This window comes from Streptomyces ruber, from assembly GCF_014648075.1.
Taxonomy (GTDB): domain Bacteria; phylum Actinomycetota; class Actinomycetes; order Streptomycetales; family Streptomycetaceae; genus Streptomyces; species Streptomyces ruber.
The window spans coordinates 69,509-92,425 of sequence record NZ_BMQK01000019.1 but is presented as its reverse complement, the minus strand read 5'-3'; the positions used below and the strand labels follow the sequence as shown (position 1 = coordinate 92,425).

The following is a 22,917-nucleotide window of genomic DNA, read 5'->3' as shown; positions in this document are numbered from 1 at the left end:
GACCGCCGACCGGCCGCTCATGATCCTCGTCGCCGGCCCCTACCGGTCCGGCACCGGCGACGATCCGCACAAGATGGAGGCCAACGTCAGGGCGATGACCGAGACCGCCCTGACCCTCTTCCGCGCGGGCCACCTGGGAGTCACCGGTGAGGCACTCGCCCTCCCCCTCCTGGAGGCGGCGGGCAGCGCCCGCCCCGGCGACGCCGCCTACGAGGAGATCTTCCACCCCGTCGCCGAACGGCTGCTGTCCCGCTGCGACGGGGTGCTGCGCATCGGCGGCGCCTCCGAGGGGGCCGACCGGATGGTCGCCCGGGCGCGGGCCCAGGGCAAGGCCGTCTACACCGGTCTCGACGAGATACCCGCCCGCCGATGACCGCGGGCATCGACACGCCGGACCGGCGCGGCCGCACGGGTCTGGACCGGCACGGCCGCGACCTGACCGGCAATCCGAGGGTGGTGATCCGCGATGTCGAGGTCCTGTCCTGCGACTGGTACGTGCTGCGCAGGACAACCTTCGACTACCGGCACGGCGACGGTCACTGGAGCCGTGAACAGCGCGAGACCTACGACCGTGGCGACGGCGCCACGATCCTGCTGTACGACACCGACCGGGGGACCGTGCTGCTGACCCGTCAGTTCCGCCTCCCCGCGTATGTCAACGGACACCCCGACGGGATGCTCGTCGAGACCGCGGCCGGACTGCTGGACGGGGACACTCCGGAGGAGGCCATCCGCCGGGAGGCGGCCGAGGAGACCGGATACGCCGTCAGCGCCGCCGAACACGTCCTCACGGCCTACATGAGTCCCGGCTCGGTCACCGAACGCCTGCACTTCTTCGCCGCCCCCTACCGGGACGCGAACCCCACGGCGACAGCAAAGGGCATCGCCGCCGAGGGCGAGGACATCACCGTACTGGAGCTGTCCTTCCACGAAGCTCTCGCCATGATCCACACGGGCGAGATCGCCGACGCCAAGACCATCATGCTGTTGCAGTGGGCGGCCCTGAACGGTCCGTTCGGACCCGGACGTCCCCGCCCGCCGCGCAGCCACCGACGACAGTGAACCGGAGCAGGACGCGATGGACACGTTACGAGCGGGTGTCACCGCACCCGAACGCCTGGGCGCGGAGCGCCTGCCTGACGGGAGGCTGCTCGGCTGGGCCGAGTGGGGCCCTCACGACGGTACGGCGGTGCTGTTCTCCCCGGGTGCCGCGACCAGTCGCCACCTGGGTTTCGGCGCCGACGCGCTGCAGGAACTCGGTGTGCGGCTGGTCTCCCTCGACCGCCCCGGACTCGGCGTCTCCACACCGTTGCCCGCCCGTACGCTCCACGACTTCGCCGAGGACGTCCGGGTGTTCACGGAACTACGGGAACTCGGCCGGCCGTTGATGGTCGCCCACTCACAGGGAGCACCCTTCGCGCTGGCCTGTGCCGCCGCACCGGTCATCAGCGGACTGGCGGTCGTGTCCGGGGCGGACGAGGTGGCGGACGGGCGGTTCGCGGACGCGCTGCCGGGCGAACTGCGGAACCTGGTGGACATCGCCGTGGCCGACAGAGATGCCGCGGAGGAGATCTTCGCGACTTTCACCGCCCGGCGCATGTGGGACCTGGTGACGGCGGCCGGCCCGGAGACCGATCTCGCCGTCTACCGGCACCCCGTGTTCGCCGCGGCGTACCGGCACGCCCTCGACGAGGCGTTCGCCCAGGGCGCCGGCGGATACGCCCAGGACACCGCCCTGGCCATGGGGCACTGGAGGATCGATCTCTCGTCGATCCGGGTGCCGGTCGACCTCTGGTACGGGGAACTGGACGTCAGCCACTCCCCGGATCTCGGTGCCGGCCTGGCCGACCGCATCCCGCACTCCGTCAGGCATCTCGTGCCCGGTGCCGGTGGCGCACTGTTGTGGACGCACCACAGGGACGTCCTCCGTACGTTGCTGCGACGCTTCAGGGCCTGAGGTCACCCGCACGACCGGTCACACCGGCGTGCCCACCGCCTCCGGGGGTGTCCGATATCCAGGTTCCTCCCGTGACGACAGGAGCTACAGTCGGTACGCCAGTGGGCGGCGACCGCTGGTCACTTTCCGAGGCCCCCTTACCTGCCGCCTCCGGGGCACCACGGCGTCCGCGTACAGGTCACTCAAGCGCACAACTCCCTTCTTCCCAGCGTTCAGTCAGGTGGTGATCCCATGACCGTGGTCGATCTAGCGGCGCTCGGTGAGTCCTTCACCCGCGACCCCTATCCCGTCTACGCCCGGCTGCGGGCACAGGGCCCGGTGCACCGTATACGCATGCCGGAAGGAGGCGCGGAGGCCTGGCTCGTCGTCGGGTACGAGGCCGCACGCGCCGCCCTCGCGGACCGCAGACTCTCCAAGGACTGGAGCAAGGCCTCACCCTCCCTGCCCCTGGGCGCCTTATCGCCCGGCACGCACATGCTCAGGGCCGACCCGCCGGACCACACCCGGCTGCGCAAGCTGGTCGCCCGCGAGTTCACCACGCGCCGCGTCGAGGCACTCGCCCCCCGCATCCAGGAGACGACGGACACGCTCCTGGACAGGATGCTCGCCGCCCCCGACGGGCGCGCCGACCTCGTCGAGGCGCTGTCCTTCCCGCTGCCCATCTCCGTGATCTGCGAACTCCTGGGCGTGCCGGACCTGGACCGGCAATCCTTCAGGACATGGTCGAACGACGCACTCGGTGCGACCGACCCCGCACTGCGTCAGGCCGCGGCGAAGTCGATGGCGCAGTACCTGGTGGAGCTGCTGGAGCGCAAGCGGCAGCAGCCCGGCGACGATCTCATGGGCGCGCTGATCCACAACTCGGACGAGGACGGCGATCGGCTCTCCCACGAGGAACTGCTCGGCATGGCCTGGCTGCTGCTCGTGGCCGGCCACGAGACCACGGTGAACCTCATCTCCAACGCCGTCCTCGCCCTGCTGACCCACCCCGGACAACTGGCCGCTCTGCGGGCGGATCTCTCCCTCGTCGACGCCGCCGTCGAGGAGGCGCTGCGCTACGAGGGACCGCTGGAGACCCCCACGTTCCGCTTCACCACCGAACCGGTGACGATCGGCGACACCGTCGTCCCCGGCGGCGGCGAACTCGTCCTCGTCGCCATGGCCGACGCCAACCGCGACCCCGCCCGTTTCCCCGCGCCCGACCGCTTCGACATCTTCCGTGACGCCCGCGGCCACCTGGCGTTCGGCCACGGCATCCACCACTGCCTGGGTGCGCCCCTGGCCCGGCTGGAGGCGCGCATCGCCCTGCGGTCGCTGCTGGAACGCTGCCCGGACCTCGCCCTGGACATCCATCCGGCGGCGATCACCTGGCGCCCGGGAATGATGATCCGGGGGCCGCGCGGCCTGCCCGTACGGTTCGCCCGGTAGAACGGAGGACGGAAGGGCCTGGGTGAGGGCGGATCACCCGTGGTCCTCCGGGGTGAAGGCGCCACCCGCGGCGTACCGCGGCTGGTCGCGTACGGACTGGTGGAGGATCGGGACGACGGGGCGAGCACGAGGGCGGCGGTGACGAGGGACGTCAGCCGGTGGATGGTGCCTTCGCGGCCGGCGCCGAACAGTCGCCGGGAGTGGGGTGTGCCCGGGTCACCCGCGCGCAGGGCGCGGCCGGGGGAGGGTGAGGAGGGGCGGGAGGGGTCTGGGTGGTCATGGCGGCTCCGGACGGGTGGGGCCGGGGCGGGCGGCGAAGGGCGGTTCAGCGGCGGGCGGCGAAGGGCGGTTCAGCCCATGGCCCTTTCCCAGCGCTCCAGGTAGGCGTGCTGGGTCTCCTCCGGCACGTGCGCGTGGCGGTACAGGTGGACGTGGTCCTCGCCGAGCACGCGCTGCATGTCCTGCGGACTATCGCTGTCGTCCTGTTCGACGCCCGGCCGGTGCGGTGCCGGCCCACCCCTGGCGACCGTGGCCTGGCCCTTCGCCGAGAGCGGGAAGTCGACGAACAGGCGGGCGGCGTGGGGGTGAGGCGCCGTTCTCACGATGGACGCGGCACGCGGCACGACGACGGTGCCTCCTGGCAGTGAGACCGGCCCAGCACCCTCCGCTGACGAGGCGTTTCGAGAGGGGACGGCCGGGGCCGGCCGGTCACCGCTGCGGACCGTCGAGCTGGACGATCCGCCGTTCCCGGGCGACCGGCCGCATCGGACGGAGCTGGTGCGCGGTGCACGGCGGCCTCACGGCACCGCCTTCGGTATCGGGCCCGGCTCCGACGCCGTCTGGGTGTTCCCCGTCCCGTCCGGCACCTGTTCGCGGCCGGCGAGCGCAGCGGCGCGGACCGGCGTACCGGTGCGGATCCCGTTCCGGCGTCCACCCGCCCGTGCTGCCCGCCGCCGGGCACCCGGACACCGCGTGACGTGGCCTGCCGCCCCTAGAACGGAGCGTCCAGGTCGTCCCGCCCGGCACCGGCATCATCCACCAGGTGAACACGGAGGCACTGGCCCGCGTGGTCCGGGTCTCCGGCAGCGACGGCAGCGGCGACGGCGAGCCGCCGCTGCTCCACCCGCCGCAGCAACCACGAGGTCATGCTCCGCGGTGCCTTCACCAATCCGGCCGTCACCGATCTGCCGCTGAGCGACCGTCCCGGCCCGGGCGGCTGGGCCCGCACCGCCGGCCGCACGGCGGTCCTGCCGGTGTACGAGGCCGCCCCCACCTACCGGGCGGCGGGTTGCGACCCCGTCATCGTCGTTGGTCGCAACTACGGTGCCGGCTCCAGCCGTGACTGGGCCGCGAAGGCCCAGACCCTGCTCGGCGTCCGGGCCGTCATCGCCGAGTCGTACGAGCGCATCCACCGCTCCGACCTGATCGGTACGGGAGTGCTGCCGTTGGAGTTCACCGACGGCGACAGCGCCTCGGCACACGACTTCACCGACGAGGGGCACCTCACCTTCGACGGGCTCCGGAACCTGCGGGTCGGGGCCAACCCCGTCACCCTTCACATGCACCACCCGGACAGGGAAGTCAGGAGCATCCCCTTGCGTCTGCGCATCTTCTCCGGCCAGGAACCGGCCTGCCTGCGGCACGGCGGCATCCTCCCCTACGCGGTGAGGCGCGCTCTGGCCGTCGGCTGACAGACCACGTCAGAGGTACGTCCATCCACGAACAGCTCATGCGTATCGACCGTAGGCACTGACATTTGTGCGGGGGGCGTTCGCTGACGGGAGACGGGATCGTACGCGACAAATACCCGCAGGATTTCCGTTGACGTCAAGTGGTGGCGCGGAGCACAGTAAAGATGACGCCACGCCGTATCGAGACAGCTCGCGTGAGTGTCCTGCGATTATGCGCCATGTCTCAACGAGGGGGAGTAATGGCGTGTGCCTCGGACTCGCAAAGCCTGCGGGCGCCTCATATCGATGCGACGCTGGGAATCGCCTGCGACGTGGAGTGGGAGGGGGAGCCGCTCCACCGGCTCGTCGCGATCGGGGACTCGCTCACCCAGGGGTTCCAGAGTGCGGCGATTTTCCATACCGATCTCTCATTTCCCGCGATCGTGGCGCACGAGCTGGGGTGGGCGGACCGATTCCGTTATCCGCGCTATGACGGGTACGGCGGGCTGCCGCTCAATCTGGAATTGCTGCTGCGTGACCTGCAGGCGCGGTTCGGTAAGAAGGTGGACTGGTGGGAGACGCCGTCCGCGCTGTTCCGCGCCCGGCGGTTCATGGATCGGGTGGAGGATCACTGGGAACGAGGACCGGGCACGTCGACGGTCCGTACCCGCGCGGTCAACCACAACCTCGCGGTCTTCGGCTGGGATCTGCGCGACGCCTTGGACAAGTCGGCCGACGTGTGCCGCGAGCGGATCTCCGTTCCCAGCGACGACCTCGTGAACCAGGTCGTGCAGAACGCCGGCGAACGTGCCGCCCTGCGGGTGCTGCCCACCGAGCCGGTGGAGGCGGGGGCCTGGACCCAACTGGATGCGGCGCAGCGGCTCGGCGAGGAGACCGGTGGTACCGACCCGGAGCACGGTATCGAGACCCTCATCGTGTTCCTCGGCCCCAACAACGCCCTGCAGTGCGTGACGGAACTGCGGGTGGTGTGGAGCGAGGAGGGCTACGACGACCTGGACCGCAAGGGCGCCTTCACCGTCTGGCGGCCGGAGCACTTCGCGGACGAGCTGGGACTGGTCGCCGACCGGGTCCGCGGAATCAAGGCGCGGCATGTGGTGTGGTGCACGGTGCCGCATGTGACGATCGTCCCGTTGGCGCGCGGGATCGGCGCCAAGATTGAGCCCGGTTCGGCGTACTTCCCGTACTACACGCGGCCCTGGACAGCGGACCGCGACTTCGATCCGCACCAGGATCCCTGCATCACCGGGGACGAGGCCCGTGCGGTCGACCACGCCATCGACGCCTACAACGAGGCCATCACCGATCAGGTGCGCCAGGCGAGGCAGGCGGGCAAGGACTGGTACCTGCTGGACACCGCCGGGCTGCTGGACCGGCTCGCTTCGCGCCGCTTCCTGGAGGATCCGGCCGCCCGCCCGGAGTGGTGGCAGCCGTACCCGCTGCCCCCTCAGTTGCAGGCGCTGACACCGGTGCCCAACACGCACTACCTCGCAACGGACGGCGAGCGGCGTACCGACGGCGGCCTGTTCTCCGTGGACGGCGTGCATCCGACGACCGTCGGCTACGGCATCCTGGCTCAGGAAACGGTCAATGTCATGCGCCGGGCCGGCGTCGAGTTCCGGCGGCCGGACGGAGAGACCGTACGGCAGGATCCGGTACTTGTGGACTTCGACCGGCTCGTCCGCCGGGACACCCTGATCAACCACCCGCCGGGCAACCTGACATCGACCCTCGCGGTTCTGGGCTGGGCGGACGAGGTCCTGGACTGGATCCAGCGCACGTTGCGGTTCACCTGACGGGGACATGTGCAGTCTGCTCATGGAGCCCGCTCACGCAGGCCCGGCGTCGGCCGCGCCGACCAGGTGGGGCACGCCTTGCGCGGGGACACTTCCGACCCGGGGTGAACGCGTTCGGTTCGGGACGGTGACCCGCTACGGACGGGTCTCGACCGAGCAGCCCCCACCACTTGCCGACCCACCCGGATCCACCTCGCGACGTTGCTCCAGCACGTCCGGACGGTGCTCCTCCAGCAGGTCCCGCTCCTTCCCCGGCGACGGACCGGCCGGTCACTCACGCAGCCGGCCCCGCCACAGTTCCAGCGCGGCGCACAGGGCCTCGGCCGCCGCGGACGGGTCCCCGGCCACCCGGGCGGCTCGCCCGCGTTCGGCCTGGTGGACGAACGTCTCCGGAGCCAGTCGGCCTGCCGGTACCGGCAACGTGCAACCGGCCTCGGTCACAGCCCCGAGGTGTGCCGCTGCGGCAGGTCAACCGCACGTCCCGGCAACCGCCGTTCCCCACCACCGGGTCGATGAGCCTTCCCCGGGACAGCGGCCGATCCGCGTGCAGCAGCAGCGCTGCCAGTACCCTCCCCCCGGCGCGCAACCGGAAGCGAGACATCACGACGAAGGCACCGAGGCGGTCAGCAACAGGAGCAAGCCGGTCAAGCGGCAGGCTTGTGGCCGCGCACAGTCTGCAACGGAACCCTGTGCGGATCGGGATTGCCGGAGGACGCGTATTCGAAGCAGCCGTATGGGCGGCTGAACGATTCCGAACAGGCGGTGTCGGCGGTCTCAACGGATGATATGCGCCGGAATCTGCAGAGGCGTCTGCAGGAACGTGGAGGGCGATCGTGCCTCGCGCATTTCACGCACTCGAACAAGATCACGCATAATCTGGCGGTCGGTCATTGTCGGGATCGCTCGTACTGGGGCGCTGGACGTCTTCCGGGTGTTCGTCGAGCTCCACGTCTGGTGAATCGAATCAGGAGTATAAGGGCCTTGCTGTCCGGCGGTACGGAGGGCAGCCTGTTGGCCTGCGCTGCATTGTGCGGTGTGGACCGAATAACGGGGGTATGAAAGTGCAGAGGGAAAGCGAGATCAGTGGGAATCTCGGGGACTCCAGGGCCACTGGGGTAGATAGGGACGGCCGGAACCGCACTCCAGTGCGCGAGCAGCCACGCCGGCAGTCGAACGGTGTGGTGCTGGCGCAGATCTTCGCGATCGTGGTCGGTGCGATGAGTGCGGTTCTCGCGGTGCTCATCGTCCTGGCTCACGCTGGTATTCATGTTCTGCCGGATCCCGAGCCGGATCCGAATCCTTCCAGCAGCCCTTCAGGTCCTGTGACTTCGCCTACGGTGCTGGCGCCGAGGGGGCTTGCGGTGACTGGGACCACGTCGACGACCATCAGCTTCCAGTGGACCGAGGTCGAGAACGCGACCAGTTACAAGATCTACGATGGCCGGGGTGGCTATCTGGAGAGTTCGAACGATGCTGTCGCCACGATGGAGGGGCTGGCGCCTGGCACCAGCTACTCCTACACGGTGACAGCGGTGAATCCGGCGGGGAAGGGTGTGGAGTCGGGTAAGTCGCGTGTCATTCACGCGACGACGACAGCGAAGTGACCGACCCCGTCCGGACCCCTGACGGATAGCTGGTTCCGTCTCTGTGTTCCTGGGCGGACCATTGCCGCGATGGCGCGCAGCCCGCCCAGGAACAGTCAGCGGCAGGGTGACGCTCCCGGTAGGCATGACGACGAAGGCGCGGCGTGCAGCATGGAGCGCCTTGCCCCTGGGCGCACGGAGCCGGATCCGTCGCCCTCCACCATGGTGAGGGCGAGCACCGCCGCTGGGGGCGGCCGGTCCGGCTGAGCAGCGGGGGTGCCGCCGTCACATGGTGGTGTGCGGTCGCGTCCGGGCCTGCGGTGCAGCCGCCGTCCAGTCCGGCGGCGGGTACCTGCGTGGAGGACGGCTCCGCGCCGGGCTGCCGGCTGGTTCCCACGGGTGGTGCGGTGCCGTCGGCGGAGACCTCCAGGCGCAGTCCGCCGCTGACCTCGATGTGTAGGTGCACCTGGGGGCGATCGAGTGGCAGGGTGCGTCGGTGAGGGCTTCGGCGGCGATGCGGTAGGCGGACACTGCGACCGCAGCGGGCAGCGAGGGCAGCTGGAGGCCCAGCGAGTACGGGGCCAGTCCGTCGGGCAGGTCGCGGCGGAGGCGGCGGCGTTCCTCTTCACGGGCGGCGGCGATCCGCTTCCGCGACTGCTGCGGCCGCCGGGTCAGGACGGTGGCGTGCAGGGCCGTCGCCGGCGGCGCCGCCGGCAACTGCAGCACCGTTGTACCGGCCGCGGACAACGGTGAGCACGGCAGCGTACGGCAGGGGCAGGGCCTGGCAGATCGCCCGCGGTACGCCGTCGGGTCCGGTGCGGGCCAGGCGGTCGCCGAGGCCGGAGACCACGCGCACCGGGTCGGCCCGGTCCCGTACGCGCCTCTTCGGCCAGAGCCTGCGGTCTCCCGCGGACGGGCTCGGAGGCGACGGCCATGATCAGGGTGGCCCGCGCCGCCGAGGCGATCGAAACGCCTGCCCCGAACGGTAGGCGATGAGCAGCCAGCCGACGGGTTCCGCGGACGGTGCAGTGCGCCCGAAGGGGCCCTGCACCACGCCTCCATCGTCCTGACGCGGTTGCCGGGTGTCATGGGACAAGTGCCCGGGCCGGCCGGGCAACTTCCCGGTACCGGCCCGGCTTCTGCCTCATGCGGTGCGGGACGGCGCAAGGGCAGCGTGGCAGGCACGAACCGGACGACGGCCTGGGTCTTTCCCGGGGTCCGACGTCCGCACGAGCCACGAGGAGAAGGCGCCCGTGACCGAGAACACGGAATCCGTCGACACCAGTGTTTCCCACGCGAAGGCGCAGGCCGTGACCGAGCGTGTGCTGCGGCAGTTCCAGTTCGCCGCGTACGAGGTCGCCGCGCACCACGGGGCACCGGACAGGTTCCCCAGGCCCGCCGGCACCACCGCCACGGAGCACCTGTACCGGGCAAGGCGTCCGCGGAAGAAGCTCGCGCTGCGTATTCACGGCGTGAAATGCGTCGACGAAACCGGCGAATGGGGCACGGACGGGACCCATCTCGGTGGCGCCGGCGACGACGAGAGCGGCGACACCGGCAAGATCTCCGCCTTCGAGACGGGCGACTCCGACGACGGGGACCTGCGCCGGTACGCGCCGCCGCGCCAGTTCACCTGGTTCGACCCGGTCGAGGGAAGCGTCGGGTTCCCCCGCGATCGCGGACGCCATCGGCGGCGCCGTCGGAAAGCCGGGCGGGGTGGTCGGCCGGATCATCGAAGAGGCGGTCCACCGGACCCTCGGTGAGCTCTTCGACTGCCTGCGCAGCCTGTGGAGCGACGACGTCTCCGAGCCCGTCACCGCCCGCGTCGTCATCCCGTCCACGACGAGTCCGTGGACCGGCCGGACCGACAGCCCGGAGCGGACCGTGGAACACGCGGGGCACGGAGGCACCTACCGGCTGGTCCACGACCGGCAGACGTCCGGCTGAGCCGCGGCCGCCACGGCCCGCGCGCCGCGCCGCGCCAAGAGCGCATTCCGCCAGGAGCATCCACAGCGGGCCCTGCGGTACAGCCGACGTGCGGCCCCCGGCCCCGAACGGGGGAGGGCCGGGGGCCGCAGCCCGGGCAGCGGCCGCACTCCTGAACAGAACGGCGCCGCACCGTCACCGCCTGCTCGCGGCCGGTGCCGCGCCGCCACCCGGAACCAGGGAAGACCCCATGAGCACCGAGGACGACAGAACGGGCCGGGGACACTGCGGCGACATGGGTGGTCCGGCCGGACGCGGCGACGATGCGCCGCGCCGTCAGCAGTGCCGCCACGGTTCCGTCCCGGCGTCCCGGTGAGCGAGGGACATCGGGTTCCCGTCGGCCGGGAAGCGAGCGGGTACTGCTGGATCTCGGCCGTTGCGGCCCCCGGCGAGACGCACGATGATGTGGATGTGCGGTCGCTCAGCGTGACCAAGCTGCCGACTCGGGTACCGTGCGCCACGCCGCTGGCAGGGGCCCTGATCACACTGGGCTGCTGGGGGTTCGTCCTCCGTATGACCACTCCGGGGGACGGCACGGACGTGCGCTACTCCCGCGCCGACTGGCTGCCGCGAGGCCTCGGCGTCGACAAGTGGTTCCCCAACGCGGAAGGCATCGGGAGCGGCGACGTCGTGGTGGCCATCGAGGGACGGCCACTGGACGGGGGAGTGGGGTCGGTACCCGACGAGACCCTTCTCGCGGGAGCCACCCTGCGCTACCGGTTGGTGCGCGACGGAGTGGTCAGGGAGATGGAACTGACCCTGGCCCGGCCCGTGCTGCGCCAGCAACTCGTCGACTTCTCGGGACCCCTGCTCTTCCTGGCGCTCCTCGGCCTGCTCGCGCTGTGGCTGCGGGCCCGCCGGCCCACCGCACCGTTGGGCACCCCCCTGCTGCTCGGCTTCGCGGGCACCTTCGCCTGGCTGGTCGCCGGGCCGGTGGTGGGAGTCACCGCACTGGACGCCGCGACCGCCGGCCCGCTCTTCTGGCTCTACCACGCCGCGACGCTGATCGGCGGCACCCTGGCGTGGGGAGCGATGGTGGCCCTCGGCCTGGTGCCGCTGCGTCTCGCGTGGCGCAACACCTACAAGCTGCTCCGGACGGCCGCCTACGCCGGACCGCTGGCGGCTCTCGCGCTGTGGACCGGCGGCGTCCTCGCCTGCGCACCACCGGGCATGACCGCAGTCGGGCTGATCCACGCCGGCCAGGAAGCGATCACCGTCCTGTGCTGGATGACGGCCGGTTACCTGGCCTTCGAGGTCTACCGTCGCGCACCGCAGCACCAGCGTCCCTCGCTGCGCTGGGTGTTCGGCGGCGGACTGCTGTCCGGGCTCGGCCTCTTCGCCCTGTGGCTGGTCCCGGACATCGTCATCGGCCACCGGCCCACCCTCGTCCGCTGGGTGGGGCTCGCCGGGCTCCCCATCCTGATCGGCATCATCGTCGCCATCCTGCGCCACCATCTCTACGCCATCGAGCGCGTCGTCAGCAACGTGCTGTGGCACGCCCTGCTGGCCTCACTCCTGTTCGCCTGCTACCTCGCCGCCGTCACCCTCGCTGCCCTGACCACGCCGTCCGGCGTCCTCGCAGCGGGGGGCGCAGCCACGGTGACCGCCCTGCTCGCGCTTCCCCTCCAGGAGGCGCTGCGCCGCCGCCTCGGCTCGTGGTTCTTCGGAGGCCGTGAGGAACCCGCCGAGGCGCTGCGCGCGCTGGGGCGGGCACTGGCCCGGATCCCCTCACCACAACAGACGCTGTCCCACGTGGTCGTCGCCGTCACCCAGGCACTGCGCCTGCCCTACGCCGCCATCGAGATCGCCGATTCCCAGGCACCCGGCGGATACCGGACCGCGCGATTCGTGGGCCGCCCCGTCGGCGTGTGCTACACCCGGCCGCTGCGCCACCACGGGCGTGCCGTCGGCCGGCTGATCGTCTCGGCGCGGGAACCGGACGAGCCACTGTCCGAGTCCGACCTCGACCTGCTCGGCGAGATCGCCGATCAACTGGGCGCCGCAGTGCGGTCCGTGGCGCTGCACCAGGAGGTACTGCGTTCCCGTACGTACGCCGTCACCGTCCGGGAGGACGAACGGCGCCGACTGCGCCGGGACCTGCACGACGGACTGAGCCCCACGCTCACCGGGCTGTCGCTCAAAGTGGAGGCCGCGCTGGCCTGGCTCGACGGACCGTCCGCCGACGCACGCCTCACCAACGTGCGCGGCCTGCTCCGGGAGGGTGCCGGAGGCATGCGTACCGCGGCCCGCGGGCTACGGGACCTCGTGGACGGCCTGCGTCCGCCCGCACTCGACGCGCTCGGACTCACCGGAGCGATCCGGCGCAGGGCACAGGACCTGACAGCCGGAGCCGCCTCCGGCCTCCGCGTGGACATCTCCGGGCCCGCCAGCGACGTACCGTTGCCGGCAGCGGTGGAGGTCGCGGCCTTCCACATCGCGGTCGAGGCTCTGACCAACAGCGTGCGCCACGGACGGGCCGCACACTGCACGGTCCGGATCAGGCTCGCCCCGGAGAATCCCGCCCCCTCCACGCCGGACACCGTCGACGACGACGGACTGCCCGGGGTGCCACGCCGGTTGGGCATCGAGGTCCGGGACGACGGACGCGGACTGCCGGACGTCGGCGACAGGACCTACATCGGCTTCGGGCTCCGCTCGATGCGGGAGCGAGCGGAGGAGCTGGGCGGCAGCTGCGTCGTCGAATCCGCGCCCGACGCGGGAACCGTCGTACGGGCGGTTCTGCCGTGCGGGACGGACGTGGAGCCGGCGCCGTGAGCCCCGGGCCGATCACCGTGCTGGTCGCCGAGGACCACCCGGTCTTCCTCGAGGGACTGGTCGCCCGGTTGTCGGTCGCCCCGGACATGACGGTGGTGGCCACCGCGCGCACCGGCACCGACGCGGAACGACTGATCCTGGACCACGGCCCCGACGTGGCCGTCCTGGACATCGAGATGCCGGAACGCAACGGCATCGAGATCACACGACGGCTGCGCGGAGCCGCGCCCCACGTGGCGGTGCTGATCCTCACGGCCTATGACGACGACGAGCGGCTGGAAGGCGCCATGGACGCCGGGGCGCTGGGCTACCTCTCCAAACACGCCGAGCCGGAGACAGTGCTCGAGGCGATCCGTACGGTGGCCCGGGCCGCCATGTTCTTCGACCCACTGCTCACCGACCGCATCCGCGACAGGCTGCGCGCAGGATCGCAGCAACACCGGCCGTTCCGTCAGCTGACGGAACGGGAGCACCAGGTGCTCGCCCTGCTGGCGGCGAACTGCTCCAACGAGGCCGTCGCGCAGCGACTGGGAATGAGCACCAAGACGGCACGCAACCATGTCTCCTCCATCCTCGCCAAGCTGTCGGCCCGGGACCGGAGACAGGCAGCGGAGATGGCCAGGGAAGCGGGTATGACCCCGCGGCCGGGCGGGCTGCCCGACCCGTAGGGTCCGGGGAAGCCGCCCTCGCCCGCCACGCGCTGCCGATGTTCGGTACGGGCCGGACGGCCCGGGCGAGGCGACCCTTCTGCCGCCGGTCCGCCGGTGGCACCGTGACGGTGAGACCCCGGTGCGGCGTCACCGTACGGTCGGCCGGAAGCGCCGGCGGCGGGAACGCCCCCTGCAGGCCGGTGAGAGTGCCGCCGCATCCGTCGCGCTGCCGAAGGAGCAACCATGAACGGGGAGCCCGACACGATGCTCGCCCCGGTGCTGCGGAACCTGCGGGCCGCCGTGTTCGACACCGACGGGGTGATCACGGACTCGGCCCGGGCGCACGCCGCCGCGTGGAAGACCGCCTCCGACGCCTACCTGGCCGAGCATCCGCCCCCGGCGCCCGGGCAGCGCCGCCCCTTCGACGTCCGGGACGACTACCGGCTCCATGTGGACGGCAGGTCCCGGCTCGACGGCGCCGCCGCCTTCCTCGCCTCGCGCGGCCTGCACCCGCCGCCCGAGACGGTGCGGACCGTCGCCGAGGCCAAGGAGCGGCTCTTCGCCGCGCGGCTGCGCGAGCGGGGCATGGACGCCTATCCGGGCACCGTGCGGCTGGTGCGCGCCCTGCGCCGGGCGGGTGTCCGGTGCGCGGCGGTCTCCGCCTCCCGCCACGCCCGGGAACTGCTCGCCCGGGCGGCCGTCCTCGACCTCTTCGACGTGCTGGTCGACGGGGTGGAGGCGGCGCGGCTGGGCCTGCCGGGCAAGCCACGGCCCGACCTCTTCCTCGAGGCGGCTCGCAGGCTCGGTGCCCCAGCCGGTCGTACCGCCGTCGTCGAGGACGCGGTGGCGGGCGTGGAAGCGGGCCGGGACGGTGGCTTCGCGCTCGTCGTCGGCGTGGCCCGCGACCCGGGTCCGGACGCCGGGCAACGGCTGCTGCGGCACGGTGCCGACATCGTCGTACGAGATCTCGCGGAACTGCTCGTGTGAGAAACCGCGGGTGCTGACGCTGCCCGGCAGCCCGGAGGCGCCCGAGGGCGTGGCCGTCGGCCCTGCCGACCGACGCCTCGTCGGAGAGACCCGTCGTCCGTCGTCGGCCAGGTGGGCGCCGTGACGCCGGTTCGATGTCCTCGGGGAGCGGAAGCAGGCGAAAGGGAGATGCGGGGGAACGGGGCTTCCGTCCCTGTGTGCGGACCGGTCGGCCCGGTCTGGCCGTGCCGTGGCGGCTCGCCGCGTCGGGCCACGGTGCACCGGACCCGCCGGGGAAGCCGCGGCGGGTCCGGTGCACCGTGGCTGCGGCCGGGAGTGCGCGGGAGCGCGACTGGCCGCGTGTCCGTGCGGACCGACCGCACGGACACCCCCTGTGCGGTGGGCGCCGGGACCGTGGGGTGGCCGCCGTTCACGGCCGGCAGCACGGCCGTCCCCGCGCCAGGCCCGTGTGCTCTCCCGAGCACGGGCCCCGCCCAGGTCGCCCTCACGGCGCCGGGCGCGTGCGGAGGCACTCCGCGTCACCTGCCGGGCGGGCCGGAATGGTCAGGAGTCGGAGCCGCCGTTCGTCCTCGGCGGCGCGGGAGGAGCGCACCCATGAGCGCCCGCCGCGGCCGGGCGCACCGGGCACCGCAGGAGGCAGCGGTGTCAGCCGTCCGCCGGTGTCGTGGGCACCCGCCACACCAGCCGCGTGCCGCCGCCCTCCGGCCGCGGCCCGACCGTCAGGGTGCCCCCGAGTGCGGTGGCCCTGTCCCGCAGGTTCGCCAGTCCGCTGCGTACGGCGCCGTCCGGCACCCCGCACCCGTCGTCCGTGACCGTGAGCGTCAACTCGCCGCCGGCGCAGCGCAGACGGACGTCCACGGCACGGGCTCCCGAGTGCCGGGCGGCGTTGCTGAGCGCCTCGCCGAGCACGGCCGGCACATGCTCCGTGACCTCGTCGGGGACCTCGGTGTCGACAAGTCCCTCGATGCGCAGCGCGGGTGCGAACCCGAAGGAGGCCGCGGAGGCCCGCACCGCCTCCGTGGCCTGTGCGCGCAACCCGCCCGCCTTCCCGGCTCCGCGGTGCGTGCGCAGGCCGAAGATGGTCGACCTGATGATCTTGATGGTCGCGTCGAGGTCGTCGACGACCCGGGACAGCCGCTCCACGGCCTCCGGACGGTCCACGAACCGCCGGGTGCTCTGCAGCGTCATCCCGGCCGCGAACAGCCGCTGGATCGCGAGGTCGTGCAGATCGCGGGCGATGCGGTCACGGTCCTCCAGCAGCGTGATCTGCTCGGCGTCCCGGCGCCGTTCGGCGAGTTCGAGAGCGAGTGCGGCCTGCCCGGCGAAGCCGAGCAGAGGCCCGGTGTCGGCGTCGGCGAACGGGGTGCCGCCTGCCCGCCGGGCCAGCAGCAGGACGCCGCGGGCCTTCCCGCCCGCGCCGAGGGGGACGGCGACGACGGGCCCCAGCCCGGCCCAGTGCGCCTGGCGCCCGCCCGTCCGTACGTCGTGCCGTACGTCCGCGCTCACCACCGGCTGCGACGTGGTCAGGGCGGCCCCGACGAAGTCGTCCCGCGCGGACAGCACCAGCCCGCCCCGCTCCTCGGCGCCGGTCCCGACCGCGACGGCGGGCCGCAGACGGTCCGTCCCGGGCGCGTACTCCGCGATCATCCCGACATCGGCGGCGACGATCCGGCGGGCCTGTTCCACGATCAGCGCCAGCACCTCTGTGCCCGGCGCCCCCGACAGCAGGGTGCTGGTGACCTCCGCACCGGCTCGCTGCCACCGCTCGCGCAGCCGGGTCTCCTCGTACAGCCGCGCGTTCTCCACGGCCACCCCGGCGGCCACGGCGAGCGTGGACAGCACGGCCTCGTCCTCGGCGTCGAACCCGGCCGCGCCGCGCTTCTCGGTCAGGTAGAGGTTGCCGAAGACCTGCTCGCGCACCCGGACGGGCACGCCCAGGAAGGAGCGCATCGGCGGATGACGGGCCGGGAAGCCGTACGAGGCCGGGTGCTCCGACAGCTCCGCGAGCCGCAGCGGCTCCGGGTGCCGGATCAGCTCGCCGAGGATGCCGTGGCCGCTGGGCAGGTCACCGATCCGCGCCCGCCGCTCCTCGTCGACGCCCACGGTCAGGAACTGCGACAGCCGGCGGTCGTCGCCGATCACGCCGAGCGCCCCGTACTCGGCGTCCACCAGCACCACGGCCGCCTCGACGATGCGCCGCAGCACCTGGGCGAGGTCCAGCTCCCGCCCGACCGACAGCACGGCCTCCAGCAGGCTGTGCACGCGGTCCTGGGCGCCGCGCGCCGCGTCGACGCGCGCCTGCAGCTCGTCCAGCAGCTCGTCGAGGCGCAGCCTGGGCAGGTGCTGCCCGGCACTCCCGCGCCCGTCTCCGCTTCCCATCGCCCCTCCGGCCTGCGCGACACGAGTGGACCGACCGGCTTGCTCCGGGCTCACCGTAGCGGCCGAAAGCGTTTGCCGGGCGCGGCCATGGCCTACGGAGCGGGCGCCGTGGCCACGGCAGGGCAACGGCAGGCGAGCACGGGGCGGACAGGGGCCGATCGGCGCGGTGAGGGACCAGTGGCCCCTGCCCTCCGGAGCGCCCCGCCTCGATGCTGGACCCGGAAACACGTACCAGGGGAGGAGAGGGCCATGCTCCGTACCGTCACGGTGGGCCTCGACGGATCGGCCGAGAGCCGGGCCGCCGCCGAGTGGGCGGCCCGCGAGGCGCACCTGCTGGACCGGCCGCTGAAACTGGTGCATGTCCTGGAGCCCCTGCCGGAACCTGCCGCGCAGGCACCGCTCCTCGGGGCCGAGACACTCCAGGACTGGGAGGAGGAGGGTGAGCCGGGTGCGTCCTCGGCCGGGGGCTGGGAGCGCGTCGTCCGGGAGGCCGCCGAGGGTCTGCGGCTGCGGCACCCCGGCGTCGAGGTGACGGCCGAGCAGGTCACCGGCCGCCCCGGCGAGGTGCTGTGCGCGGCGGCGGGAGACGCCGAGCTGCTCGTCCTGGGCTCGCGGGGCCTGAGCGGCGTCGGGGGGTGGCTGGTGGGCTCGGCCGGGCTGTTCGTGGTGGCGCGGGCGGAGCGGCCGGTGGTGCTGGTGCGCGCCGGGGAACAGGCCGCGGACGAGCACGAGATGGACCCCGCGGGCGTACCGTCGGCCGCGACCGCGTTCCGGCCCGTCGTGCTCGGTCTGGACACCGCGTGCCCGGACGAGTCGCTGCTCGCCTTCGCCTTCGAGGCGGCCCGCCGCCGGGCCACGTCCCTGCGCGTCGTGCACGGCTGGGACCCGCCGCCCTCCTACGCGTACGGACCGGCCGCGGCCCCCGAGCTCCGGGAGGCGCTGGCCCGGAGCAGGGCCGCCGCGCTGGCGGAGGTGCTGCGTCCCTGGCGGCAGAAGTTCCCGCACGTCGAGGTGTTCGAGCAGGCCCGCTGCGGCAGCCCCGCCCCGCACGTGATCGCCGCCGCACGCGACGCCTGTCTGGTCGTGGTGGGCCGGCGTGCCCGGCGCGGCCCGCTGGGGGCGCACATCGGGCCCGTCACGCACGCGGTGCTGCATCATGCCGCGGTTCCGGTCGCCGTCGTCCCGCACGGTTGACGGGCCGGCCGTGTCCGGCCCGCGGCGCCGCGTCGAACCTGCCGGGCCGCCGGGGCCGGCGCCGGGGAGGGGCGCCGGGCGTGCGGCGGCTTCCCGCGGCCGGATCGACGGCTGCGGGCGCATCGGGCCCGGGGCCGACCGGACCGACGGCCGCGGGCACGTCGGACCCGGGCCGGTCGGACCCGGTGGACGGAGCAGTGGCGCCTGCCCACGGAACGTGCCGCGTCCGACGTCGGAACCGCAGCCCCCGACCGGGGAGGACAGGATCGTGCCCCGCACCGTCACGGTGGGCCTCGACGGGCTGCCCGAGAGCAGGGCCGCGGCCGACTGGGCGGCCCGCGAGGCGGACCTGCTCGGCCGGCCGCTGAAGCTCGTCCATGTGCCGGAGACACTGCCCGGCCCCCTGCACCAGCTCCCGTTCTACGGAACCGAGACCCACCAGCGGTGGACCGAGCGGGTTCTCGACGAGACCGCCGAGGGTCTGCGGCTGCGGCATCCCGGTGTGGAGGTGACCGTCGAGCAGATGGACGGCCGCCCGGGCGAGGTGCTGTGCGCGGCGGCGCAGGGCGCGGAGCTGCTGGTCCTGGGCTCGCGTGGCCTGGGCGGGGCCGGGGGGTGGCTGCTCGGTTCGGTCGGGCTGTTCGTGGTGGCGCGGGCGGAGCGGCCGGTGGTGCTGGTGCGTGCCGGGGAACAGGCGGCGGACGAGCACGAGATGGACCCCGCGGGCGTACCGTCGGCCGCGACCGTGTTCCGGCCCGTCGTGCTCGGTCTGGACACCGCGTGCCCGGACGAGTCGCTGCTCGCCTTCGCCTTCGGAGCGGCCTGCCGCCGGGCCACGTCCCTGCGGGTCGTGCACGGCTGGGAGGCGCCGCCCTCCTCCGCCTACGGCCTGGCCAGGGGTCCAGGGCCGGACGAGGCGCTGGCGCGGAGCGAGACCGCCGCGCTGGACGACGTGCTGCGTCCCTGGCGGCAGGCGTTCCGGCGCGTCGAGGTGTCCGGGCGGGCCCGCTGCGGCAGCCCCGCCGCGCAGGTGATCGGCGCCTGCCGTGACGCCTGTCTGGTCGTGGTGGGCCGGCGTGCCCGGCGCGGTCCGGCCGGCGCGCGCATCGGGCCCGTCACGCACGCCGTGCTGCACCACGCCGCCGTGCCCGTCGCCGTCGTCCCGCACTGCTGAGGAACCCGACCGTTCCCGGAAGGGGGCAACATGCCGGTACTCCCGTTGGCCGTCGGCGTGGACGGGACCGGGCCGGACGGCCGGTCCGGCCCGGGCACCGGAAGGCCACCGGCCCGTGCGACGCCGCCGCGGTCCGCCCGACGGGAAGCTCCACCGCGTGGCCTGCCGCCGGGAACCGTACGGGCCCGGCATCCCCCTCCGAGCGAGACCACCGATCACCTTCCACCCGTCGGCGGACCCGCCCGGCTGCGCGGGCAGCGGGCCGCCGAGCCACGTCGGACGGCACTCTGCGGTGCTCCGCCGAAGGCGGTGGTGCGGCGGCGCGTCGTCGAGGAGCCCGCCGGCCGGGTGCCGGCAGGCGCCGCTCGCCATGCCGGCCCCCTGGGCGTCCGGGCCCCGTGCCGCCTCCCGCACCGAACCCGTCGGGGCACGGCTCGGCCGGAGGGCGCGCCCGGTACCGCACCACGGCACCCGGCCCGGCACCGTCATGCCCGGGAAAAGTGGCAGACGACGGACGGTCACTGCTGCTCAAAGGCTCGCCGAGTGATCGGGAACGTACGTCTGCAGATCGCGCGGCGGGCGCTCGTACCCGGTCGACGGCGGCCGCTCGGGCAACCGCAGCCTCGGCGGTGGCACGTCGTGGTACGGCACGGTCGTCAGCAGGTGGGCGATCATGTTCAGCCGGGCCCGGCGCTTGTCGTCGCTCTCCACGAGGTACCACGGGGCCTCGGTGATGTCGGTGTGGACCAGCATCTCGTCCTTGGCCCGGGAGTACGCCTCCCAGCGGGTGACCGACTCCAGGTCCATCGGCGACAGCTTCCACCGCCGCAGCGGATCCTCCAGCCGGCGCCGGAACCGCTCCTGCTGCACCGCGTCGCTCACGGAGAACCAGTACTTGCGCAGCAGGATCCCGTCCTCCACCAGCATCCGCTCGAAGAGCGGGCACTGGCGCAGGAACAGCCGGTGCTCCTCCGGCGTACAGAAGCCCATCACATGCTCGACACCGGCCCGGTTGTACCAGGAACGGTCGAACAGCACGATCTCCCCGGCGGCCGGCAGGTGCGCGACGTACCGCTGGAAGTACCACTGGGTGCGCTGCCGCTCGGTCGGCGTGGGCAGGGCCGCGATCCGCGCCACGCGCGGGTTGAGGTGCTCGGCGACCCGCTTGATGGTGCCGCCCTTGCCGGCCGCGTCCCGGCCCTCGAAGACGACGACGAGGCGCGCCCCCTCGGCGCGCACCCACTCCTGCAGCTTCACCAACTCGCCCTGCAGGCGGAGCAGTTCCCGCTCGTACGCCTTGCGCGGCAGTTTGGCTCCCGTGCCTTCCTTCTTGCCGGTCATGCCGCCTCGCCTCTTCCACCCGTCCGAGACCGAAGGAGCCGTCCATGCCGGAGGCCGAAGCCCCGCCCAGCAGCACCGTAGTGACGGACGAGGAGGTGCGCACCCTGGACGCCCACTGGCGGCCCGCGAACTATCTGGCGGCGGGCCGGATCCACCTGCTCGCGAACCCCCTGCTGACCGAGCCGCTCAGCCCCGAGCACATCAAGCCGCGGCTGCCCGGCCACTGGGGCACCTCGCCGGGGCTGAACCTCGTGTACACGCACCTCGACCGGGTGATCAAGGCGCGGGGGCTGGACGCGCTGTGCGTGTGGGGGCCGGGGCACGGCGGGCCGTCGCCAGCTGCCGGAACTGGCGGTACGGGTGGTCCACGTGGTCGACATGACGAAGCTGCTGCCGCGCGAGGAACACCCGCACGGGATGAGCGACTTCGGGTACGACGGCCTGTTCACCACCGACAAGCCGGTGATCTTCGCCTACCACGGCTGTCCGTGGCCGATCCACCGCCCCGCCTACCGCCGCACCGGCCCCCGGACCTCCACGTGCGCGGCTGCAAGGAGATGGGCACCACGACCACCCCGTTCGCCATGGTGGTCCGCAACGACCTCGACCGCTACCGGCTGGTGATGGACGTCATCGACCGCGTGCCCGGCCTCGCCGTCCGCGCTGCCGCCGTACGCCGGCGCACGGCCGACGCCCGGACCCGGCACCACGCCTGGATCCGCGCCCACGGCACCGACCTGCCCGAAGTCGCCGACCGGACCTGGAACACCTGAGCCCACGTCTTCCCGAGAGAGGAAGGTCCCTCATGACCGTACGCGTCGCCGTCAACGGCTTCGGCCGCATCGGCCGCACCTATCTGCGCGCGGCACTCGACCGGGCCGCGGCAGGCACCCAGGACATCGAGGTGGTCGCGGTCAACGACATCGTGCCGCCCGCCACTCTCGCCCACCTGCTGGAGTACGACTCGACGTTCGGGCACATCGGCCGCGACGTCCGGCACGACGACGACTCGATCACCGTCGACGGGCGCCGCGTCGCCGTCACCGCCGAACGCGACCCGGCGGCCCTGCGCTGGTCCGACCACGCGGTCGATGTCGTCGTCGAGTCCACCGGCCGCTTCCGCGACCGGGACTCGGCCGCCCTGCACCTCAAGGCCGGCGCCCGGACGGTGCTGCTGTCGGCCCCCGGCAAGGGCGTGGACGCCACCATCGTCATGGGCGTCAACGACCGCACCTACGACCGGGACCGCCACCATGTCGTCTCCGCCGCCTCCTGCACCACCAACTGCGTCGCACCGATGGCGAAGGTCCTCCACGAGGCCTTCGGCGTCGAGCGGGGCGTGATGACCACGATCCACGCCTACACCAACGACCAGGCGCTGCTGGACGGGCCGCACAAGGACCTGCGCCGGGCCCGCTCCGCGCCGTTCAGCATCATCCCGACCAGTACGGGTGCCGCCCGCGCCGTCGGCCTGGTGCTGCCCGAACTGGCCGGAGCCCTGGACGGCATCGCGGTCCGCGTGCCCGTCCAGGACGGCTCGCTCACCGACCTGGCCGTGGTGCTGCGGCGGGAGGCGACGGCGGAGGAGATCAACACGGCGTTCACCGAGGCCGCGGACGGCCCGCTGCACGGCATCCTGCGCGTCACGCACGCCCCGGTCGTCTCCTGCGACGTCATCGGCGACCCGGCCTCCTGCGTCCTCGACCCGGCGCTGACCCGGGCGAGCGGCACCCTGGCCAAGGTCTTCGGCTGGTACGACAACGAGTGGGGCTACACCAACCGGCTCCTCGACCTGACCGGCCTCGTCGTGGAGGGGTGACGGACGACGCCCCGGGAGGGCCGGCCCCGCCCTCCCGGCGGGTCGCTCACACCCGGCGCACCCGTCACGAACAGCGGACCGGCGGACCGGCCGGCCGTAGGGCCGAACGGTCCCGGGCCCACCCCGGTCAGCCCATGGGACCGGTTCCCGGCCCGCTGGA

The 22,917-nt window shown here is 73.0% G+C and carries 20 protein-coding genes and 2 pseudogenes; 17 read left to right on the top strand and 5 right to left on the bottom strand.

Annotated features, from left to right (window positions below; translation table 11 throughout):
- Positions 1-19 precede the first annotated feature (19 nt).
- From IEZ04_RS29490 to IEZ04_RS29475, 4 genes are all read left to right on the top strand, one after another.
- Positions 20-373, top strand: a complete 354-nt coding sequence (locus IEZ04_RS29490; RefSeq protein WP_189220068.1) for a DUF4406 domain-containing protein — start codon at positions 20-22, stop codon at positions 371-373.
- The gene (locus IEZ04_RS29485) at positions 370-1,062 is read left to right on the top strand and encodes an NUDIX domain-containing protein (RefSeq protein ID WP_189220038.1); all 693 of its coding nucleotides are present in this window, start codon (positions 370-372) and stop codon (positions 1,060-1,062) included. The genes IEZ04_RS29490 and IEZ04_RS29485 overlap by 4 nt, the downstream gene beginning before the upstream one ends.
- Before the next feature lie 16 nt (positions 1,063-1,078).
- Positions 1,079-1,957: an alpha/beta fold hydrolase gene (locus tag IEZ04_RS29480; RefSeq protein ID WP_189220037.1), complete on the top strand. Its 879-nt coding sequence runs from the start codon at positions 1,079-1,081 to the stop codon at positions 1,955-1,957.
- 231 nt (positions 1,958-2,188) lie between these two features.
- On the top strand, positions 2,189-3,385 hold the full coding sequence (locus tag IEZ04_RS29475; protein WP_189220036.1) for a cytochrome P450 family protein: 1,197 nt from the start codon (positions 2,189-2,191) through the stop codon (positions 3,383-3,385).
- A gap of 991 nt (positions 3,386-4,376) precedes the next feature.
- Here the strand turns inward: IEZ04_RS29475 and IEZ04_RS29465 are convergent.
- Positions 4,377-4,532 (bottom strand): hypothetical protein, encoded by a 156-nt coding sequence (locus IEZ04_RS29465; protein ID WP_189220035.1) that lies wholly within the window; start codon positions 4,530-4,532, stop codon positions 4,377-4,379.
- Between IEZ04_RS29465 and IEZ04_RS29460 the strand changes: the two genes are divergently transcribed.
- Together IEZ04_RS29460 and IEZ04_RS29455 are read left to right on the top strand one after the other, a co-directional pair.
- Positions 4,531-5,076 carry an aconitate hydratase gene (locus tag IEZ04_RS29460; RefSeq protein WP_189220034.1) on the top strand — a complete coding sequence of 182 codons (546 nt, stop codon included), beginning with the start codon at positions 4,531-4,533 and terminating at the stop codon, positions 5,074-5,076. The two genes, IEZ04_RS29465 and IEZ04_RS29460, sit on opposite strands and share 2 nt — an antisense overlap.
- Before the next feature lie 239 nt (positions 5,077-5,315).
- Complete coding sequence (locus IEZ04_RS29455; RefSeq protein ID WP_229821363.1) at positions 5,316-6,869, top strand: SGNH/GDSL hydrolase family protein; 1,554 nt, start codon at positions 5,316-5,318, stop codon at positions 6,867-6,869.
- 270 nt (positions 6,870-7,139) lie between these two features.
- Here the strand turns inward: IEZ04_RS29455 and IEZ04_RS29450 are convergent, their stop codons facing one another.
- Positions 7,140-7,289, bottom strand: coding sequence for a BTAD domain-containing putative transcriptional regulator (locus IEZ04_RS29450; protein WP_229821362.1), 150 nt, complete (start codon positions 7,287-7,289; stop codon positions 7,140-7,142).
- A 725-nt stretch (positions 7,290-8,014) separates the two neighbouring features.
- Between IEZ04_RS29450 and IEZ04_RS29445 the strand changes: the two genes are divergently transcribed.
- Positions 8,015-8,473, top strand: a complete 459-nt coding sequence (locus IEZ04_RS29445) for a fibronectin type III domain-containing protein (RefSeq protein WP_189220032.1) — start codon at positions 8,015-8,017, stop codon at positions 8,471-8,473.
- Positions 8,474-8,737: 264 nt separating this feature from the next.
- Here the strand turns inward: IEZ04_RS29445 and IEZ04_RS29440 are convergent, their stop codons facing one another.
- Positions 8,738-9,178: a hypothetical protein gene (locus IEZ04_RS29440; RefSeq protein ID WP_189220031.1), complete on the bottom strand. Its 441-nt coding sequence runs from the start codon at positions 9,176-9,178 to the stop codon at positions 8,738-8,740.
- A 527-nt stretch (positions 9,179-9,705) separates the two neighbouring features.
- Here IEZ04_RS29440 and IEZ04_RS29435 point away from each other — a divergent pair.
- The 5 genes from IEZ04_RS29435 to IEZ04_RS29415 all read left to right on the top strand — a co-directional run bounded on the left by IEZ04_RS29435 (position 9,706) and on the right by IEZ04_RS29415 (position 14,850).
- The gene (locus tag IEZ04_RS29435) at positions 9,706-10,215 is read left to right on the top strand and encodes a hypothetical protein (protein ID WP_189220030.1); all 510 of its coding nucleotides are present in this window, start codon (positions 9,706-9,708) and stop codon (positions 10,213-10,215) included.
- Positions 10,169-10,399 carry a carbohydrate binding domain-containing protein gene (locus tag IEZ04_RS29430; RefSeq protein ID WP_189220029.1) on the top strand — a complete coding sequence of 77 codons (231 nt, stop codon included), beginning with the start codon at positions 10,169-10,171 and terminating at the stop codon, positions 10,397-10,399. The genes IEZ04_RS29435 and IEZ04_RS29430 overlap by 47 nt, the downstream gene beginning before the upstream one ends.
- 552 nt (positions 10,400-10,951) lie before the next feature.
- Complete coding sequence (locus tag IEZ04_RS29425; RefSeq protein ID WP_189220028.1) at positions 10,952-13,213, top strand: sensor histidine kinase; 2,262 nt, start codon at positions 10,952-10,954, stop codon at positions 13,211-13,213.
- A complete protein-coding gene (locus IEZ04_RS29420) occupies positions 13,210-13,881 on the top strand; it encodes a response regulator transcription factor (RefSeq protein ID WP_189220027.1) in 672 nt (223 codons plus the stop codon). Before IEZ04_RS29425 ends, IEZ04_RS29420 begins: the two co-directional genes overlap by 4 nt.
- A gap of 225 nt (positions 13,882-14,106) precedes the next feature.
- A complete protein-coding gene (locus IEZ04_RS29415; protein WP_189220026.1) occupies positions 14,107-14,850 on the top strand; it encodes an HAD family hydrolase in 744 nt (247 codons plus the stop codon).
- A 645-nt stretch (positions 14,851-15,495) separates the two neighbouring features.
- Here the strand turns inward: IEZ04_RS29415 and IEZ04_RS29410 are convergent.
- On the bottom strand, positions 15,496-17,229 hold the full coding sequence (locus IEZ04_RS29410; protein ID WP_189220025.1) for a sensor histidine kinase: 1,734 nt from the start codon (positions 17,227-17,229) through the stop codon (positions 15,496-15,498).
- A 249-nt stretch (positions 17,230-17,478) separates the two neighbouring features.
- On the opposite strand from IEZ04_RS29410, the gene IEZ04_RS29405 reads away from it, so the two are divergent.
- Together IEZ04_RS29405 and IEZ04_RS29400 are read left to right on the top strand one after the other, a co-directional pair.
- The gene (locus IEZ04_RS29405; RefSeq protein WP_189220024.1) at positions 17,479-18,423 is read left to right on the top strand and encodes a universal stress protein; all 945 of its coding nucleotides are present in this window, start codon (positions 17,479-17,481) and stop codon (positions 18,421-18,423) included.
- 268 nt (positions 18,424-18,691) lie between these two features.
- Positions 18,692-19,597 (top strand): universal stress protein, encoded by a 906-nt coding sequence (locus IEZ04_RS29400; protein WP_229821361.1) that lies wholly within the window; start codon positions 18,692-18,694, stop codon positions 19,595-19,597.
- A gap of 528 nt (positions 19,598-20,125) precedes the next feature.
- Here IEZ04_RS29400 and ppk2 read toward each other — a convergent pair.
- Positions 20,126-20,938 carry a polyphosphate kinase 2 gene (gene ppk2, locus IEZ04_RS29395; protein WP_189220022.1) on the bottom strand — a complete coding sequence of 271 codons (813 nt, stop codon included), beginning with the start codon at positions 20,936-20,938 and terminating at the stop codon, positions 20,126-20,128.
- A 44-nt stretch (positions 20,939-20,982) separates the two neighbouring features.
- Between ppk2 and IEZ04_RS29390 the strand changes: the two are divergent.
- The 3 genes and pseudogenes from IEZ04_RS29390 to gap form a co-directional block, all read left to right on the top strand.
- A pseudogene (locus tag IEZ04_RS29390) lies at positions 20,983-21,213 on the top strand (phosphoketolase family protein); the annotation flags it as partial.
- Between the two features lie 55 nt (positions 21,214-21,268).
- A pseudogene (locus IEZ04_RS29385) lies at positions 21,269-21,711 on the top strand (phosphoketolase family protein); the annotation flags it as partial.
- 32 nt (positions 21,712-21,743) lie between these two features.
- Entirely contained in the window at positions 21,744-22,757 is a 1,014-nt protein-coding gene (gene gap, locus IEZ04_RS29380; protein WP_189220065.1) for a type I glyceraldehyde-3-phosphate dehydrogenase, read from the top strand.
- Positions 22,758-22,917 lie beyond the last annotated feature (160 nt).